We start from the raw sequence: 18,420 nt of genomic DNA, 5'->3' as shown, positions 1-18,420 counted from the left end.
GGGTGGGGGTCAGTGATCGGTCACGGCGGCGACGAGGGCGTCGCCGATCGCGACGGTGCCGCGGGCACCCAGGGAGGCGCGCTCGGCGAGATCGGCCTCGACGGCGTCGCGGACCTTCTGGGCGGGACCCGCGTGGCCGAGGTGGTCCAGCAGCAGGGCCACCGAGAGCACCGTCGCGGTCGGGTCGGCGAGGTCCTTCCCGGCGATGTCCGGCGCGGAGCCGTGCACCGGCTCGAACATCGAGGGGAAGGCGCCCGTGGGGTTGATGTTGCCGCTCGCGGCGAGGCCGATGCCGCCGCCGATCGCGCCCGCGAGGTCCGTGACGATGTCGCCGAAGAGGTTGTCGGTGACGATGACGTCGAAGCGGGCGGGGTCCTGGACCAGGTAGATCATCATGGCGTCGACGTGCGCGTAGTCCACGCTCACGCCCGGGAACTCCGCGCCCACCTCGTCGACGACCCGGCGCCACAGGTGCCCGGCGTGGACGAGCACGTTGTGCTTGTGCACGAGGGTGAGCTTCCCGCGGCGCGCGGCGGCCTGCTCGAAGGCGTAGCGGACCACGCGCTCGACGCCGACGGCCGTGTTGAGGGACACCTCGGTCGCGACCTCGAGCGGGGTGCCCGTGCGCATCGATCCGCCGTTGCCCACGTACGGGCCCTCGGTGCCCTCGCGGACCACGAGGAAGTCAACCTCCCCCGGCTCCGCGAGCGGCGTCGAGACGCCGGGCACGAGCCGGGTGGGGCGCAGGTTCACGAAGTGGTCGAAGCCGAAGCGGAGCTTGAGCAGCAGCCCGCGCTCGAGCACGCCCGAGGGGACCTCCGGGTCGCCCACGGCGCCCAGCAGGATCGCGTCGTGCTCGGCGAGGCGGCTCATGTCCTCGTCCGTCAGGGTCTCCCCGGTGCGGTGCCAGCGGCCCGCGCCCAGGTCGAAGGGCGTCGTCTCGACGGCGACGCCTGCCGGCTCGAGGGCCGCGCGGAGCACGCGCAGGCCCTGGGGCACGACCTCCTGGCCGATGCCGTCGCCCTCGATGACGGCGAGGCGGAGGGTCGAGTCGTTCATCTGCTGCTCCTGGAGAGGTGTCGGTCGGAGTGGTGGGCGGGGATCAGTAGACGAGATCGGCGGCGTGCACGGAGTGCGCACCGATCTCGCGACCGATCTCCTCGACGAGCTCGCGCGGGGCGGCCTCGTCGAGGTCGAGGACGACGAGCGCCTCGGAGCCCTGGGTGGTGCCGGCGCGGGAGACCTGCATGCCGGCGATGTTCACGCCCGCGGCGCCGAGCCGCGCGCCGTACTGGCCGATCATGCCGGGACCGTCGACGTAGCGGATCACCATAAGGTGGTCGGAGAGCGGCACCTCGAGCTCGTGGCCGCCGATCTCGACGAGCTTGTGCTCCTGGCGGGCCCCGCTGAGGGTGCCGGCGACGGAGACGACGGTGCCGCCGCGGAGGGTGCCGCGCAGCGCGACGACGTTGCGGAAGCGCTCGCTCTCCTCCTCCGTCTCGAGCCTCACGGAGATGCCGCGCTCCTCGGCCATGACGGGGGCGTTGACGTAGGAGACCTGCTCGGTGACCGTCCCGCGGAACATGCCGCGCAGCGCGGAGAGCTTGAGGGCGGTGACGTCGTGGGTCGCGATCTCGCCGCGCACGACGATCTCGAGCACCTCGGGGGCCTCGGCGGCCAGGGCGGTGAACAGCTGGCCCAGGCGGTCGGCGAGGGCGACGCCGGGGCGCACGAGGTCGTCGAGCGCGCCGCCCGCGACGTTGACCGCGTCCGGCACGAGCTCGCCGGCGAGGGCGAGGCGCACGGAGCGCGCGACGGCGACGCCGGCCTTCTCCTGGGCCTCCGCGGTGGAGGCGCCCAGGTGGGGCGTGAGGGTGATGTTCTCGAGCTCGAGGAGCTTCGCGGCGGTCTCGCTCTTCGCGGGCGGCTCGGAGCTGTAGACGTCCAGCGCGGCGCCGGCGATCTGACCGGTGGTCAGCGCGGTGTAGAGCGCCTCCTCGTCGATGAGCCCACCGCGGGCGGCGTTGACGACGTGGAGGTTCGGCTTCGCGATCGCGAACTGCTCCGCACCCAGGAGTCCGGTGGTCTCCGGGGTCTTGGGCATGTGGACGGTGATGACGTCGCTCTCGCGCATGATCTCGTCGAGCTCGACGACGCGCGCGCCGAGCTCGGCCGCGCGGGCGTGGCTCACGTACGGGTCGTAGGCGAGCAGGGTGACGCCGAAGGGGGCGAGGCGCTCGGCGACCAGCTGGCCGATCCGGCCGAAGCCGACGACGCCGACGGTCTTGCCCAGCAGCTCGACGCCGGTGAGCTGCTTGCGCTCCCACTTCCCGGCCTTGACGGAGGCGTCGGCCCGCGCGAGGTTGCGCAGCGAGGCGAGGATGAGGGCCACCGCGAGCTCCGCGGCGGAGGTGATGTTCGAGGTCGGCGCGTTGATGACCATCGCGCCGGCGACGGTCGCGGCGGGGACGTCCACGTTGTCCAGGCCCACGCCCGCACGGGCGACGACCTTGAGGTTCGGCGCGGCCGCGAAGACCTCGGCGTCGACCTGGGTCGCGGAGCGCACCAGGAGGGCGTCGGCGTCGACGACGGCGGCGAGCAGGGCGGCGCGGTCGGCGCCGTCGACGTGGCGGACCTCCACGTCGGGACCGAGCACCTCGACGGTGGCGGGCGACAGCTCTTCGGCGATGAGGACGACGGGACTCGTCACGGAATCTCCTCCGGTACAGACGGCGATCGTCGCACTCATCCTCGGGGCGACGCGTATGAGCACAGCGTAATCCGCTGTCCGCCATGCGGTCGCCATGATCACGATCCGAGAAGGTGCTCCAGGGGCTCGTGGAGGACGCCGGACGAGGGACGGGGCGGGCACCCGATCCTGCGATCGGATGCCCGCCCCGCCGTGAGGGGACGCCCCGGGATCAGCGCGCGGCGCTGCCCTCGGTGTAGTCCGCGTCGACGCTCGTGGTGGACCACGAGAACATCTTGCGCAGGTCGCGGCCGACGGTCTCGATCGGGTGCGTCGCCTCCTTGGCGCGCAGCTCCTGGAACTCGGTCGCGCCGTTGTCCTGGTCGTCGATGAAGCGCTTCGCGAAGGCGCCGGACTGGATGTCGGCGAGGATCGCCTTCATGTTCGCCTTGGTCTCGTCGGTCACGACGCGCGGGCCGGAGACGTAGTCGCCGAACTCGGCGGTGTCGGAGATCGACCAGCGCTGCTTGGCGATGCCGCCCTCCCACATGAGGTCGACGATGAGCTTGAGCTCGTGGAGGACCTCGAAGTAGGCGATCTCGGGCTGGTAGCCGGCCTCGGAGAGGGTCTCGAAGCCCGCCTGCACGAGGTGGCTCATGCCGCCGCAGAGCACGGCCTGCTCGCCGAAGAGATCCGTCTCGGTCTCCTCGGTGAAGGTGGTCTTGATGACGCCGGCGCGGGTGCCGCCGATGCCCTTGGCGTAGGCGAGCGCGAGGTCCCAGGCGGAGCCGGTCGCGTCCTGCTCGACGGCGACGATGTCCGGGATGCCGCGGCCCGCGACGAACTCGCGGCGCACCGTGTGGCCGGGGGCCTTGGGGGCGATGAGCAGCACGTCGACGCCCGCGGGGACCTCGATGTAGCCGAAGCGGATGTTGAAGCCGTGCGCGAAGGCGAGCGCCTTGCCCTCGGTGAGGTGCGGCTGGATCGACTCGGCGAAGACCTTCCGCTGGTCCTGGTCCGGGGTGAGGATCATGATGAGATCCGCCCACTCGGCGACCTCGGCGACGGAGCCCGTCGTCAGGCCCTCCTCCTGCGCCTTCGCGGCCGACTTCGAGCCCTCGCGCAGGCCGACGCGGACCTCGACGCCGCTGTCGCGGAGGTTCAGCGCGTGGGCGTGGCCCTGCGAGCCGAAGCCGATGACGCCGACCTTCTTGCCCTGGATGATCGAGAGGTCTGCGTTGTCGTCGTAGAAGATCTCCGCCACGATGTGCTCCTTTGTGTGTGGTTGTGTCCGCGCCGGGGCGGGGTTCGCACCCTCGGCGCCGGCGACAGGTCGATCCTATCGCCGTCCGTCTTACGTTGTGAGAGGCCGTCTCAGCCCGTGACCCTCGCGGGTCAGCCGAGGAGACTGCGGTCGGTGATCGCGCGGCCGCCGCGGCCGATCGCGACCTCGCCGGACTTCACGATCTCGCGGATCCCGAAGGGCTCGAGCATCCCCAGCAGGGCGTCGAGCTTGTCCTGGGTGCCCGTGGCCTCGATGGTCACGGCGTCGGTGGCTGCGTCGACCACCTTCGCACGGAACATCTGGACCACCTCGAGGACCGAGGTGCGCGAGGCGTTGTCCGCGCCCACCTTGATGAGGATGAGCTCGCGCTGGATCGTCTGGCGAGGGTCGAGCTGGACGATCTTGAGCACGTTGACCAGCTTGTTGAGCTGCTTGGTGATCTGCTCGAGGGGGTGCTGGTCCACGTCGACGACCACGGTGATCCGGGAGATCTCCGGGTGCTCGGTGGGGCCCACCGCGAGCGAGGCGATGTTGTAGCCGCGGCGCGCGAACAGCGCGGAGACGCGGGTGAGCACGCCGGGCTTGTTCTCGACGAGGACGGACAGGGTCTGGGTGTTCGGTCGCATCACGGAATCGGTGGAGTTCATGCTCAGATGTCCCTCTCCCACTCGGGGCTCATGCCCTGGGCGATCTGGATCTCGTCGTTGGAGACGCCGGCGGGGACCATCGGCCACACCATCGCGTCGGCGCTCACGGTGAAGTCCACGACGACCGGGCGGTCGTTGATCGCCATCGCCGCCTCGATGGTCGCGTCGATGTCCTCGTCCCGCTCGCAGCGCAGCCCCGCCGCGCCGTACGCGTCGGCGAGCTTCACGAAGTCCGGGATGCGGCGCGAGCCGTGACCGGTGTTGAGCTCGGTGTTCGAGTAGCGCTGGTCGTAGAACAGGTTCTGCCACTGGCGCACCATGCCGAGGCTCGAGTTGTTGATGACCGCGACCTTGATCGGGATGTCGTTGATGACGCAGGTCGCGAGCTCCTGGTTCGTCATCTGGAAGCAGCCGTCGCCGTCGATCGCCCACACCGGGACGTCCGGGCGGCCCACCTTGGCGCCCATGGCCGCGGGGACCGAGTAGCCCATCGTGCCGAGGCCGCCGGAGTTGATCCAGCTGCGCGGGTTCTCGTAGGAGATGAACTGGCTCGACCACATCTGGTGCTGGCCGACGCCGGCGACGAACACCGAGTCCGGGCCGCTGATCGCGCCGATCCGGGAGATGACCTTCTGCGGCGCCGTGAAGCCGTCGGCCGTCTCGGTCCACCCCAGCGGGTAGGAGCTGCGCAGCGTGTCGAGCATCTGCCACCACGCGGCGTAGTCGCGCGGGTCCTGCTCCGCCGCATCGAGGCGGGAGCGCAGCTCAGCGGTGAGGGCCGTCGCGACCTCCCCGGCCTGCCCGACGATCGGGACGTCGGCGGTGCGGTTCTTGGAGATCTCCGCGGGGTCGATGTCCGCGTGGACGATCGCCGCGTCCGGGGCGAAGGAGTCCAGGCGCCCGGTCACGCGGTCGTCGAAGCGAGCGCCGATCGCGATGATGAGATCCGCCCGCTGGAGGGCCGAGACCGCCGCGACCGTGCCGTGCATGCCGGGCATGCCGAGCTGCTGGGGGTGGGAGTCCGGGAGCGCACCGCGGCCCATGAGGGTAGTGACGAAGGGCGCGCCGGAGAGGTCCACGAGCTCGCGCACCTCGGCCGAGGCGTTCCCGCGCAGCACGCCGCCACCCAGGAGGAAGACGGGCCGCTTCGCGGAGAGCAGCAGCGAGGCCGCCTCGCGGATCTGCTTGAGGTGGGGCCGGCCCTCGGGGTGGTAGCCGGGGAGGTCGAGGTCCTCGGGCCACACGAACGGGGCGGTCGCCTGCTGGGCGTCCTTCGTGACGTCCACGAGGACGACGCCGGGGCGGCCGGTCGAGGCGATGTGGAAGGCCTGCTTGATGGTGCGCGGGATGTCCGCGGCGTCCTTCACGAGGAAGTTGTGCTTGGTGACCGGCATCGTCATCCCGACGATGTCCGCCTCCTGGAAGGCGTCGGTGCCGATGAAGGAGGAGCCCACCTGGCCGGTGATCGCGACCATCGGGATCGAGTCCATCTGGGCGTCCGCGATCGCGGTGATGAGGTTCGTCGCGCCCGGGCCGGAGGTCGCGAGGCACACGCCGACCTTGCCGGTCGCGTGGGCGTAGCCGCTCGCCGCGTGGCCCGCGCCCTGCTCGTGGCGGACGAGCACGTGGCGGAGCTTCTTGGCGTCCAGGAGCGGATCGTAGGTGGGGAGGATCGCGCCGCCGGGCAGGCCGAAGACGACCTCGGCCCCGGCATGCTCGAGGGACTCGACCAGCGCCTGCGCGCCGGTCATCTGCTGCGGGGACATCGTTGCTCCTTCGGATCGCGGACGGGGGACCAGGGGCGGCCGTGCCATGTTCCCCTCCCCCTCTCGGGTCCGTGCCCGCGGATCACGCTGAACACGAAAAAGCCCCTCGGCCTGGGGCTCTGGAGGGGCGCGGAGGACGTCTCGTAGGGACGAACGGGCGTCAGCCGCGCTCGATGACTACGAGAAGGATCTTCTGCATGGGCACACCATAGCCCGCCCGGCCTCGCCCTCCGCCGCGTCCGTCCAGGATGCGGACCCGCACGGGACGGCGACCGGTCGACACCTCGGGGGCCGGCCATGCGGCGACACATTTCGACCCAAGCATTTGTTCGAGGCCGCATAACGCGTCACTATGGATCGCATGGACAGCCCTGACACCGACCTGCGCACCCCGGCCCCGAGCGCCGCCGGCGCCGCGCCCGCGCGTGTGCGCCCCTCCCGCTCCGGGAAGCCCCAGGGGCAGTGGAAGGTCGACGGCCCCACGCCCCTGAACTCCAACGAGGAGGTCAAGGCCGCCGGCAACGGGCTCGACGTGCGCCGGCGCATCGAGGAGACCTACGCCCGCGAGGGCTTCGACTCGATCGACGGCGACGACCTCCACGGCCGCTTCCGCTGGTGGGGCCTCTACACCCAGCGCAAGCCCGGGATCGACGGCGGCCGCACCGCCCAGCTCGAGCCGCACGAGCTCGAGGACCGCTACTTCATGCTGCGCGTGCGCAGCGACGGCGCCCTGCTGCCCCCGCGCGCTCTGCGCGTGCTCGGCTCGATCGCGACCGACTTCGCCCGCGGCACCGCGGACATCACCGACCGCCAGAACGTCCAGTACCACTGGATCGGCATCGAGGACGTCCCGGAGATCTGGCGGCGCCTGGACACCGTCGGCCTCGAGACGACGACCGCGTGCGGCGACACCCCGCGCGGTTTCCTCGGCAGCCCGGTCGCGGGCATCGCGGCGGACGAGATCATCGACCCCACCCCCGCGATCGCGGAGATCAAGCGCCGCTTCATCGGGGACCCCGAGCTCGCGAACCTCCCCCGCAAGTTCAAGACCGCGATCACCGGCCACCCGAGCCTCGACGTCGCGCACGAGATCAACGACGTCTCGCTCGTGGGCGTCGTGCACCCTGAGCTGGGCCCCGGCTACGACCTCTGGGTGGGCGGCGCGCTGTCCACGACGCCGCGCCTCGCGGAGCGCCTGGGCGCCTTCGTCACGGAGGAGCAGGCGGCGGACGTCTGGCACGGCGTCATCCGGATCTTCCGCGACTACGGCTTCCGGCGCCTGCGCAACAAGGCGCGCCTGAAGTTCCTCCTCGCCGACTGGGGCACCGAGCGCTTCCGCGAGGTGCTCGAGACCGAGTACCTCGGCTACGCCCTCGAGGACGGCCCCGCCCCGGCGCCCGCCACCGGACCCGGCGACCACGTCGGCGTGCACCCTCAGAAGGACGGCCGCTCCTACATCGGCGCCGCGCCGACCGTCGGCCGCATCGGCGGGGACCTGCTCACCCGCCTCGCGGACCTCGTCGAGGAGGTCGGCGCCGAGGGCGTGCGCCTGACCGCCTTCCAGAAGCTCGTCGTGCTCGGCGTCCCCGCGGAGCGCGTCGAGGACGCGGTCGCCGGCCTGGAGGGGCTCGGCCTGCGCACCCGCCCCGGCGCCCTCCGCCGCTCCTCCATGGCCTGCACCGGCCTCGAGTTCTGCAAGCTCGCGATCGTCGACACGAAGGACACGGCCGAGCGCACGATCGACGAGCTCGAGACGCGTCTCGCCGACGTCGAGGACCAGCTCGAGGCGCCGATCAGCATGCACGTGAACGGCTGCCCGAACTCGTGCGCCCGCATCCAGACCGCGGACATCGGCCTCAAGGGCCAGATCATCACGACCGACGCCGGCGAGCAGGTCCCCGGGTTCCAGGTCCATCTGGGAGGATCGCTGGGACGCCACGATCTCGAGGTGCCGCAGCTGGGACGCACGCTGCGACAGCACAAGGTCGCGGCGACCGAGCTGGGCGAGTACGTGGAGAGGGTCGTGCGCCGTTACGTCGCAGGTCGCGACAGCGGGGAGACCTTCGCCGCGTGGACGCACCGCGCCGAGGACGAGGAGCTGCGATGACCGAGAACCGACCTTCCGCCGCCGCCGGCACCACGGGCGAGTCCCCCGAGCAGCGCACCGCGCGGCTCCGCGCGATCGCCGAGGAGGCCTCCGCGCGCTTCGCCGAGCTGGAGAAGGAGCTCGGGCCCGAGGACCTCGCGAGCGCGGTCTCCGCGTGGGCCGCCGAGCAGTTCGGCCCCGCCCTCGCCGTCGCGTGCTCGATGGCCGACGCGGTCCTCCCCCAGGTCGTCGCCGCGCACCGTCCGGGCGTCGACGTGCTCTTCCTCGACACCGGCTATCACTTCCCCGAGACGCTCGCGACGCGCGACCGGGTCGAGCAGGAGCTCGACGTGACGATCGTGGACGTGCTCCCCGAGCACACCGTCGCCGAGCAGGACGCCGAGCACGGTCCCCGCCTGCACGACCGCGACCCGGGCGCCTGCTGCGGCATGCGCAAGGTCGCCCCGCTGAAGCGCGTGCTCGCCGGCTACGACGCCTGGGCGACCGGCGTGCGCCGCGAGGAGGGCCCCACCCGCGCCGCGACCCCGGTCGTCACCTGGGACGAGGGCTTCGGGCTGGTGAAGATCAACCCCCTCGTGACCTGGAGCTACGACCGTCTCATGGCGTACTCCGCCGAGCACGGCCTGCCCGAGAACCCGCTGCTGCACCAGGGCTACCCGAGCATCGGCTGCCTGCCCTGCACGCGCGCCGTCGCCCCCGGCGAGGACCCCCGTGCGGGCCGCTGGGCCGGCACGGAGAAGACCGAGTGCGGGCTGCACCCGTCCGAGGGAGGCACCGGCACCGAGCAGGACGCCCAGGGCGCCCCGATCGCGGCCGTGCCCCTGCAGCTGATCACCGTGAACACCGCCGAGGAGGACCGATGACCACCGTCGCCCGCCCCCCGCAGGAGCTCGGCGCGCCGACCTCCCTGCTCGACGCCCTCGAGAGCGAGGGCATCCACATCATCCGTGAGGTGGTCGCGGAGCTCGAGCGCCCCGTCATGCTCTTCTCCGGCGGCAAGGACTCGGTGGTCATGCTCCACCTCGCGGTGAAGGCCTTCTGGCCGGCGCCCGTGCCCTTCCCCGTGCTCCACGTCGACACCGGCCACAACTTCCCGGAGGTCCTCGAGTTCCGCGACCGCACGGTCGAGCGCCTCGGGGTCGAGCTCAAGGTCGCGCGCGTCCAGGACTACCTCGACGACGGCCGGCTCGAGGAGCGGGCCGACGGCACCCGCAACCCGCTCCAGACCCTCCCCCTCCTCGACGGCATCGAGGACGGCCGCCACGACGCCGTGTTCGGCGGCGGCCGGCGCGACGAGGACAAGGCCCGCGCCAAGGAGCGCGTGGTGAGCCTGCGCAACTCCTTCGGACACTGGGATCCCAAGAACCAGCGCCCCGAGCTGTGGCACCTCTACAACACGCGCCATCGCCCCGGGGAGCACGTGCGCGTCTTCCCGCTGTCGAACTGGACCGAGCTCGACGTGTGGCGGTACATCGCCCGCGAGGGCATCGAGCTCCCGTCCCTGTACTACGCGCACGAGCGCGAGGTCGTCGAGCGCGACGGCATGCTCCTCTCCCCCGGCGAGATCGTGCCGCTGCGCGAGGGCGAGACCACCTCCGTGCGCACCGTGCGCTACCGCACCGTGGGCGACGTGTCCTGCACCGGCGCCGTCCCCTCCGAGGCGCGGGACGTCGAGGCCGTCCTCGCCGAGGTCGCGGCGACCACCGTCTCGGAGCGCGGCGCGACCCGCGCGGACGACCGCATCTCCGAGGCCGCCATGGAGGACCGCAAGAAGGAGGGCTACTTCTGATGAGCACCGCATCACTGCTCCTGGATCCCACGGGATCCTCCGAGGGCGGCTCCGGCCCCACCCTCCTGCGCATCGCGACCGCCGGCAGCGTGGACGACGGCAAGTCGACCCTCATCGGCCGGCTCCTGCACGACACGAAGTCCGTCCTCGCGGACCAGCTCGCCTCCGTCGAGGCGGCGAGCCGTCAGCGCGGCTGGAAGGGCGAGCTCGCCGATCTCGCGCTGCTCACCGACGGCCTCCGCGCCGAGCGCGAGCAGGGCATCACGATCGACGTCGCCTACCGGTACTTCGCGACGGCGACCCGCTCCTACGTGCTCGCCGACACCCCCGGCCACGTGCAGTACACGCGCAACACCGTCACCGGCGCCTCCACGGCGGACGTCGTCACGGTGCTCGTCGACGCCCGCAACGGCGTCGTCGAGCAGACGCGCCGGCACCTCGCGATCGCGGGTCTGCTGCGCGTCCCCCACCTGGTCGTCGCCCTGAACAAGATCGACCTCGTCGAGAACCCCCAGCAGGTGCACGAGGAGGTCGTCTCCCAGCTCGAGGAGATCGCGAGGACCCTCTCGATCACCGACCTGCGCGTGGTGCCCGTCTCCGCCCTGCACGGCGACAACGTCGTGACCCCGTCGGAGAGGACCCCCTGGTACACGGGGCCCACCCTCCTGGACCTGCTCGAGGCCTTCCCGGGCGGCCAGGACCTGCGCGAGGGGCCCTTCCGCCTGCCCGTGCAGCTCGTGATCCGGCCCCAGCAGGGCGCCGTGGACCCCGCGCACGTCGACTACCGCGGCTACGCGGGCCTCATCACCTCCGGCTCGATCGCCGTGGGCGACGAGGTGGGCGTGGCGGGCTCCGGCCGGCGCACGCAGGTGGTCGGCATCGACCGCGGTCCCGAGTCCGTGGACCGTGCGGAGGCCGGCATCGCCGTGACCCTGCGCCTGGCCGACGAGCTCGACGTGTCCCGCGGTGACCTCATCGCCGGGGGCGACCTCCCCGTCACGGCGGAGTCCGCGACCACGGTGCTCTGCTGGCTCGCGGAGAAGCCGCTCGTCCCCGGGGCCCGGGTGCTCGTCAAGCACGGCACCAGCACCGTGCAGGCGCGCGTCACCGCGATCCTCGAGAAGCTCGACATCGCGGCCCTCGAGCGGGTGCCTGCGGAGCAGGGCGAGCTCAACGACCTCGTCCGGGTCGAGCTGGCCTTCGCCCAGCCCCTCCCCCTCGAGCCCTACGGCGCGAGCCGCGAGGGCGGCTCGTTCATCGTGATCGACCCGCAGAGCGGCACCACGCTCGCCGCGGGCATGGTCGGCGCCGAGCTGCGCGCCTGAGCCGCTCGCCCGTCGGACCGACCGGTCCGACGGGCGAGCGTTCACGGAGAACCGGGCCGGAAGTCCTGCGGAGCGGCCCCGGGGGGAGTCCACAATGGCGGCAGCACCTCGCCGACCCGCCAGGAGATCGTGATCATGACCGTCCCCGGTTCCTCGCCCCTCGTCCCCGTCCGTGCGCGCTCCCCGCTGGACGGCACCCGCCTGCTCGTCCTCGGCGGCGGCATGACCGGCCACCGCCTCGCGGCACGGCTGCGCGCCGAGGACCCGGACGGCGACTGGCGGCTCACCGTCCTCGGCGAGGAGCCGCACCGCCCCTACGACCGCGTCCACCTCTCCGACTGGTTCTCGAGCCGCCGCCCCGAGCTGCTCGAGCTCGACACGGCCGTCTGGGACGACCCGCGGATCACGCTCGTCACGGGTGACGCCGCCGCGTCGATCGACCGCGAGGCGCATACGGTGACGACCCGGTCCGGGGCCGTGCACCCCTACGACCAGCTCGTCCTGGCGACCGGCTCGTGGCCCTGGGCGCCGCGCGCCGAGGGCGGGGACCTGCCCGGGATCTTCTCCTACCGCACCCTCGAGGACGTGGAGCAGCTGGCCGAGTGGACCCGCCTGCGCTCCGAGGCCCTCGGCCGTCCGCTGCACGGGGTCGTCGTCGGCGGCGGGGTGCTGGGACTCGAGGCCGCCGCGTCCCTCCAGGGGCTCGGCGCCGCGGTGACCGTCGTCGAGTTCGCGGACCGGCTCATGGCCGTCCAGCTCGACCAGGGCGGCGGCGAGATGCTCCGGCTGCTCGCCCAGGACCGCGGGCTCGCCGTGCGCACGGGCGTCGGCGCGAGCGCCATGCGCCCCTCCGGGGACGGCGCCGTCGCGACCATGGTCCTCACCGACGGCGAGGAGGTCCCCGCGGACGTCGTCGTGCTCTCGACCGGCATCCGTCCCCGCGACCGGCTCGCCCGGGAGGCGGGGCTCGCGATCGGCGAGCGCGGCGGGGTCGTGGTCGGCGCGAGCTGCCGGACCTCGGACCCGGCCATCTGGGCGATCGGCGAGTGCGCTTCCTTCGAGGGGACCTGCGCCGGGCTCGTCGCGCCCGGCAACGACATGGCCGACGTCGTCGTGGACCAGCTGCTCGGCGGCGGGAGGACGCACCGTCGCGCGGCGGAGGGCACGAAGCTCAAGAGCGCCGGGGTGGACGCCGCCTCCTTCGGCGACGTCAACGCGCTCAGCCCCGACGCCCTCGAGGTCTCCTTCGTCGACCCCGTCCACCGCCAGTACCGCAAGCTCGTCCTCTCCGACGACGCGACCGTGCTGCGCGGCGGCGTCCTCGTGGGCGACGTGTCGCTCTACCCGCGGCTGCGCCCGCTCGTCGGGCGCCCGCTCGGCGCGGACCCCTCCGCCCTCATCGCCCCTGCGGGCGGCGCCGACGTCCAGACGGAGCTGCCCGACGACGCCGTGGTCTGCTCGTGCAACGCCGTGGACGCGGGCACGATCCGCCGCTCGGTGAGCGAGCAGGGATGCCGCAGCGTCGCCGAGATCAAGGGCTGCACGAGCGCGGGCACGGTCTGCGGCTCGTGCGTGCCCACGCTCTCCTCCCTGCTGGACGCGGAGCTCGAGAAGCTCGGCGAGACCGTCTCGACGGCCCTGTGCGAGCACTTCCCCATGTCCCGCGCCGAGCTGTACCGGCTCGTCGAGGAGGGCGGGCAGACCACCTTCACCGAGATCGTCGCCGCCCACGGCACGGGCCGCGGCTGCGCCGTCTGCCGGCCGACGATCGCCTCCATCCTCTCCACGCTCGGCTCCACCTCGGGCAGCCTGCACAGCCCGGTGGGACGTCAGCTGGGCTCGCTCCAGGACACGAACGACCACGTCATGGCGAACATCCAGCGCAACGGCACCTATTCGGTGATCCCCCGCATGCCGGGCGGCGAGGTGACCGCCGAGCAGCTCGCCGAGGTCGCCGCGATCGCGAAGGAGCACGGGCTCTACCTCAAGCTCAACGGCGCCCAGCGGATCGGCATGTTCGGGGCGCGCCTGGACCAGCTGCCGGAGATCTGGCGGCGGCTGAACGCCGTGGGCCTCGAGTCCGGGCACGCCTACGGCAAGTCCCTGCGCATGGTGAAGTCCTGCGTGGGCAGCTCGTGGTGCCGCTACGGCGTGCAGGACTCGACGACGATGGCGGTGGCCCTCGAGCACCGTTACCGGGGGCTCCGCTCCCCGCACAAGATCAAGATCGGCGTCTCCGGCTGCGCCCGCGAGTGCGCGGAGGCGCGGGCGAAGGACGTGGGCGTCATCGCGACGGCCAAGGGCTGGAACCTGTACGTGGGCGGCAACGGCGGCGCCCAGCCCGCGCACGCGCGGCTCCTCGTCGAGGACCTCGACGACGCCGCCCTCGTGCGCTGCATCGACCGCTTCCTCATGCTGTACGTGCGGGAGGCGGACCGGCTCCAGCGCACCGCGCGCTGGGTCGAGGAGCGGCCGGGCGGCCTCGAGGAGCTGCGGCGGGTGATCGTCGAGGACTCGCTGGGGATCGGCGAGGACCTCGAGGCGTCGATGGCCCGGCACGTGGAGACCTACGCCGACGAATGGGCGCAGACCCTCTCCGACCCCGTGCGGCTGTCCCGCTTCGTGCCCTTCGTGAACGCCCCCGGCACCCCGGACCCGGATCTCGCCTTCGCCCCGGAGCGGGGCCAGGTGCGGCCGGCGCGTCCGGGCGACCGGATCGTGGACCACGACCCGGCGCGGGTCCGTGAACTCGCGCTGCAGGGCACGGCCGGGATCGGCGAGGATGGGGCCCGGGAGGACCGATGAACGAGGAGGCGACCATGATCGACGTGTGCGCGCTGGAGGACCTGCTGCCCGAGCGCGGCGCCGCGGCCCTGCTCGGCGACCGGCAGGTGGCCGTGTTCCGCCTCGAGGACGGCGGCGTGCGCGCCGTCCAGCAGCGGGACCCGTACTCGGGGGCGAACGTCCTCGCCCGCGGCATCATCGGCAGCCACGACCTGGGGGACGGCACCGTCGTCCCCACGCTCACCTCGCCCCTCTACAAGCAGGTGTGGGACGTGGACAGCGGCGCGGTGCTCGACGCCGCCGGCGGGGAGGACCTGCCGATCGACGTCCACGACGCGGAGGTGCGGGAGGGCCGCGTGCTCGTCGCCCCCGCCCCGCGCACCGTGCGGGCCGGCTCCTGATGGGGTCGGGGCCGGAGCCCGACGCGCTCGGCGCGGCGGTCCTCGACCCGGGGACCGTCGCCCTCGTGGGCGGCGGCCCCGGCGCCCTCGACCTGATGACGGTGCGGGCGCTGACCCTGCTGCGGCAGGCGGAGGTCGTCGTCGTGGACCGGCTCGGGCCGGCCTCGGTCGTCGAGCTCCTGGGCCCCGAGGTCGAGGTGATCGACGTCGGCAAGACCCCCGGCCGTCCCTCGATGCGCCAGCACGAGATCGAGGAGGTCCTCGTGGACCGTGCCCGCGCCGGGAAGCGGGTGGTGCGGCTCAAGGGCGGGGATCCCTTCGTGCTGGGCCGCGGCGGCGAGGAGGTCCTCGCGTGCCGCGCCGCGGGCGTGCCGGTCCAGGTGGTGCCCGGGGTGACCTCCGCGATCGCGGGTCCCGCCGCCGGGGACGTGCCCGTCACGCACCGCGGCACCGCGGTCGCCGTGCACGTCGTCAACGCCCACGGGGACCTCGGTGAGGCGGATCTCGCGGCGCTCCGCGACCCGGGCACCACGACCGTGCTGATGATGGGGGTGGGCTGGCTGCCGCGTCTCGTCTCCCAGGCGACCCTCAACGGCGTGCCCGGGGACCTGCCCGTCGCCGTCGTCCAGGAGGCGACGCTGCCCGGGCAGCGCACCGTGCGCGGCACCCTCGACACGATCGCGCGCGTCGTCGAGCACGAGGGCATCGGCTTCCCCTCCGTGATCGTCCTCGGGCGCACGGCCGCGGAGGGCTTCCTGCTCCCGCCGGAGCTTCCCGTGCCCCCGCACGGATCGGGACGCGAGGCGCTGCCCGCCCCGCTCGACCACTCGGCGACGGCGGGCCGCACCGTCCCCGGCACACCCTCCGACGCGGCCTCGGGAACCTCCCCGGTGCTCGTCGGCACCGCCCACGGCACCCGCTCCCGTGAGGGGCGCGATGTGGTGCGGGCGCTGCTGCGGCGTCTGGACGCGGCGCTGCCCGGGGTGACGGTGCGCGAGGCCTACGTGGACGTGCAGACCCCTGCCGTCGGCGATGTCGTCGCCGCTCTCGCCCCCGTGCGCGCCGAGCGCAGCACCCGCGAGCAGGGGCCGCCGGCCGCCGTGGTGGTCCCGCTGCTGCTCTCGACCGGCTTCCACGTGGGCCAGGACGTGGCCGCCGCGGTCGCCGCGCACGACGCCGTCGCCGCCGGGCCGCTGGGCACGGACCCGCGGCTCGCGGAGGTCATGGCGCAGCGGCTCGAGGAGGCCGGTGCGACGGAGCAGGACACGGTCGTCATGGCCGTCGCCGGCACCCGCGACGCGGCGGGCCGCGGCATGGCCGAGGAGATGCGCTCCCTGCTCGCCGCGCGCCTGGGGCGCGAGGTCACACTCGGGTTCATCTCCGCCGCGGAGCCGGCCGTCCCCGAGGCCCTCTCCGCGGCACGGGCACGGGCGGCGGGTGGTCGCGTCGCGATCGCGACCTACCTGCTCGCACCGGGCTTCTTCCACGACCAGCTCGCAGCGGCGGGCGCGGACCTGCTCGCGGCGCCGCTCGGCGACCACCCGCTCGTCGCGGACGTCGCCGCGGAGCGGTACCGGCAGGCCCTCGGAGGCTGATCTCTCTTCTCCCCCGGGGGGGGGGCCGCCCGTCGGCCCGCCTCCTGCCTCGTGGCAGGACTCCACGCAGCAGGGCGCCCGGCCTCCCCCTGAGGGAAGCCGGGCGCTCTGCGTGCGGGGTCAGTCCAGCGGGCGGCGGGTGGCGCCGTAGGTGGCCGAGCGCACGAGGTGCGCGTAGACCTTGAGCGCCTGGGAGACCTCGCGCTCGCGGTGCTCGGGGCGCCACGGCAGCGTACCCTTCGCGGTGCGGCGGCGCTCGATCTCCTCGTCCGGGACCTGCAGCTCGAGCAGGCGCTTGTCGACGTCGAGCACGATCCGGTCGCCGTCCTCGACGAGGCCGATCAGCCCACCCTCGGCCGCCTCCGGGGAGATGTGGCCGATGGAGACGCCGCTCGTGCCGCCGGAGAAGCGACCGTCGGTGATGAGCGCGCAGGCCTTGCCGAGGCCGCGGCCCTTGAGGAAGGAGGTCGGGTAGAGCATCTCCTGCATGCCCGGGCCGCCCTGGGGGCCTTCGTAGCGGATGACGACGATGTCCCCCTCCTTGACGGTCTTGTCGAGGATCTTCTGGACGGCCTCCTCCTGCGAGTCGCAGACGACGGCGGTGCCCTCGAAGTGGAAGAGGTCCTCGGTGATGCCGGCCGTCTTGATGACGGCGCCCTCGGTGGCGAGGTTCCCCTTGAGGACGCAGAGCCCGCCGTCCTTCGTGTAGGCGTGGGCGACCGCGCGGATCGCGCCGGACTCGCCGTCGCGGTCGAGGTCCTCCCAGACGGCGGACTGCGAGAACGCCTGCGTGGTGCGCACGCGGCCGGGGGCGGCGTGGAAGAACGCCTCCGCCTCCTTGGTGGTGCTCCCCGAGCGGATGTCCCAGTCGCCGAGCCACGTGTCGAGGTCCGGCGAGTGCACGGAGTGCACGGAGTGGTCGAGCAGGCCCGCGCGGCTCAGCTCGCCGAGGATCGCGGGGATGCCGCCCGCCCGGTGGACGTCCTCGATGTGGTACTTCTGGCTGTTCGGGGCGACCTTCGCGAGGCACGGCACGGAGCGGGAGAGGCGGTCGATGTCCTCGAGGCCGAAGTCGACCTCGCCCTCGATCGCGGCGGCGAGGATGTGCAGCACGGTGTTGGTGGAGCCGCCCATCGCGACGTCCAGGCTCATGGCGTTGGAGAACGCGGCCTTGGTGGCGATGTTGCGCGGGAGCACGGAGTCGTCGTCCTCGCCGTAGTAGCGGCGGCACAGGTCCATGATCGTGCGGCCCGCGCGGAGGAACAGCTCCTTGCGGAAGGCGTGGGTGGCGAGGGTGGTGCCGTTGCCGGGGAGCGACAGGCCCAGCGCCTCGGTGAGGCAGTTCATGGAGTTCGCGGTGAACATGCCGGAGCAGGAGCCGCAGGTGGGGCAGGCGTTCTCCTCGATCTCGGCGAGCTGGACGTCGGTGATCGTCTCGTCCGCGGAGAGCGAGATCGCGTCGACGAGGTCGAGGCGGTGGTCGACGACGCCCTCGACGGGCTTGCCGGACTCCATCGGGCCGCCGGAGACGAAGACGACCGGGATGTTCAGCCGCATCGCGGCCATGAGCATGCCCGGGGTGATCTTGTCGCAGTTGGAGATGCACACGAGCGCGTCGGCGCAGTGCGCGTTGACCATGTACTCCACGCTGTCGGCGATGACATCGCGGGAGGGCAGGGAGTAGAGCATGCCGCCGTGACCCATGGCGATGCCGTCGTCCACGGCGATGGTGTTGAACTCCCGGGCGGTGCCGCCCGCCTCCTTGATCGCGCCGGCGACGAGGTCGCCGAGGTTCTTGAGGTGGACGTGGCCGGGCACGAACTGGGTGTACGAGTTCGCGATCGCGATGATCGGCTTGCCGAAGTCGGAGGTCTCCATGCCGGTGGCGCGCCACAGGGCGCGGGCGCCGGCCATGTTGCGGCCGTGGGTCGAGGTGCGGGAGCGGAGCTGGGGCATGGGGTCCATTAGGCCACCTGGAGCGACCGGGCACCAAGACACGGCTGCTACTAGTGGTGGAACTGATAGTTTTCGC

At 72.8% G+C, this 18,420-nt stretch carries 13 protein-coding genes; 7 read left to right on the top strand and 6 right to left on the bottom strand.

Annotation, left to right across the window (positions count from 1 at the left end; genetic code table 11):
• Window positions 1-9 precede the first annotated feature (9 nt).
• The 5 genes from ACYVAP_RS06695 to ACYVAP_RS06675 all read right to left on the bottom strand — a co-directional run bounded on the left by ACYVAP_RS06695 (window position 10) and on the right by ACYVAP_RS06675 (window position 6,387).
• On the bottom strand, window positions 10-1,059 hold the full coding sequence (locus ACYVAP_RS06695) for a 3-isopropylmalate dehydrogenase (RefSeq protein ID WP_498860062.1): 1,050 nt from the start codon (window positions 1,057-1,059) through the stop codon (window positions 10-12).
• A gap of 43 nt (window positions 1,060-1,102) precedes the next feature.
• Window positions 1,103-2,710, bottom strand: coding sequence for a phosphoglycerate dehydrogenase (gene serA / locus ACYVAP_RS06690; protein ID WP_264450686.1), 1,608 nt, complete (start codon window positions 2,708-2,710; stop codon window positions 1,103-1,105).
• A 211-nt stretch (window positions 2,711-2,921) separates the two neighbouring features.
• A complete protein-coding gene (gene ilvC / locus ACYVAP_RS06685; protein ID WP_264450687.1) occupies window positions 2,922-3,953 on the bottom strand; it encodes a ketol-acid reductoisomerase in 1,032 nt (343 codons plus the stop codon).
• A gap of 131 nt (window positions 3,954-4,084) precedes the next feature.
• The gene (ilvN, locus tag ACYVAP_RS06680) at window positions 4,085-4,621 is read right to left on the bottom strand and encodes an acetolactate synthase small subunit (protein ID WP_240811083.1); all 537 of its coding nucleotides are present in this window, start codon (window positions 4,619-4,621) and stop codon (window positions 4,085-4,087) included.
• A gap of 2 nt (window positions 4,622-4,623) precedes the next feature.
• Window positions 4,624-6,387 (bottom strand): acetolactate synthase large subunit, encoded by a 1,764-nt coding sequence (locus ACYVAP_RS06675; RefSeq protein WP_498860061.1) that lies wholly within the window; start codon window positions 6,385-6,387, stop codon window positions 4,624-4,626.
• A gap of 361 nt (window positions 6,388-6,748) precedes the next feature.
• On the opposite strand from ACYVAP_RS06675, the gene ACYVAP_RS06670 reads away from it, so the two are divergent.
• The 7 genes from ACYVAP_RS06670 to cobA all read left to right on the top strand — a co-directional run bounded on the left by ACYVAP_RS06670 (window position 6,749) and on the right by cobA (window position 16,388).
• Entirely contained in the window at window positions 6,749-8,494 is a 1,746-nt protein-coding gene (locus ACYVAP_RS06670) for a nitrite/sulfite reductase (RefSeq protein WP_498860060.1), read from the top strand.
• Window positions 8,491-9,357 (top strand): adenylyl/phosphoadenylyl-sulfate reductase, encoded by an 867-nt coding sequence (locus ACYVAP_RS06665; RefSeq protein ID WP_498860059.1) that lies wholly within the window; start codon window positions 8,491-8,493, stop codon window positions 9,355-9,357. Before ACYVAP_RS06670 ends, ACYVAP_RS06665 begins: the two co-directional genes overlap by 4 nt.
• Window positions 9,354-10,283 carry a sulfate adenylyltransferase subunit CysD gene (gene cysD / locus ACYVAP_RS06660; RefSeq protein ID WP_259359598.1) on the top strand — a complete coding sequence of 310 codons (930 nt, stop codon included), beginning with the start codon at window positions 9,354-9,356 and terminating at the stop codon, window positions 10,281-10,283. The genes ACYVAP_RS06665 and cysD overlap by 4 nt, the downstream gene beginning before the upstream one ends.
• A complete protein-coding gene (locus ACYVAP_RS06655) occupies window positions 10,283-11,608 on the top strand; it encodes a sulfate adenylyltransferase subunit 1 (RefSeq protein WP_498860058.1) in 1,326 nt (441 codons plus the stop codon). The genes cysD and ACYVAP_RS06655 overlap by 1 nt, the downstream gene beginning before the upstream one ends.
• A 135-nt stretch (window positions 11,609-11,743) precedes the next feature.
• A complete protein-coding gene (gene nirB, locus ACYVAP_RS06650; protein ID WP_498860057.1) occupies window positions 11,744-14,413 on the top strand; it encodes a nitrite reductase large subunit NirB family protein in 2,670 nt (889 codons plus the stop codon).
• 14 nt (window positions 14,414-14,427) lie between these two features.
• The gene (gene nirD / locus ACYVAP_RS06645; RefSeq protein WP_498860056.1) at window positions 14,428-14,793 is read left to right on the top strand and encodes a nitrite reductase small subunit NirD; all 366 of its coding nucleotides are present in this window, start codon (window positions 14,428-14,430) and stop codon (window positions 14,791-14,793) included.
• The gene (cobA, locus tag ACYVAP_RS06640) at window positions 14,793-16,388 is read left to right on the top strand and encodes a uroporphyrinogen-III C-methyltransferase (protein ID WP_498860055.1); all 1,596 of its coding nucleotides are present in this window, start codon (window positions 14,793-14,795) and stop codon (window positions 16,386-16,388) included. The genes nirD and cobA overlap by 1 nt, the downstream gene beginning before the upstream one ends.
• Window positions 16,389-16,508: 120 nt before the next feature.
• Here the strand turns inward: cobA and ilvD are convergent, their stop codons facing one another.
• The gene (ilvD, locus tag ACYVAP_RS06635; protein ID WP_498860054.1) at window positions 16,509-18,344 is read right to left on the bottom strand and encodes a dihydroxy-acid dehydratase; all 1,836 of its coding nucleotides are present in this window, start codon (window positions 18,342-18,344) and stop codon (window positions 16,509-16,511) included.
• Window positions 18,345-18,420 lie beyond the last annotated feature (76 nt).

The sequence above is a fragment of the Brachybacterium horti genome, from assembly GCF_054777615.1.
Note: the sequence above shows the minus strand (reverse complement) of the source record. Positions and strands in the feature narration are given on the sequence as shown.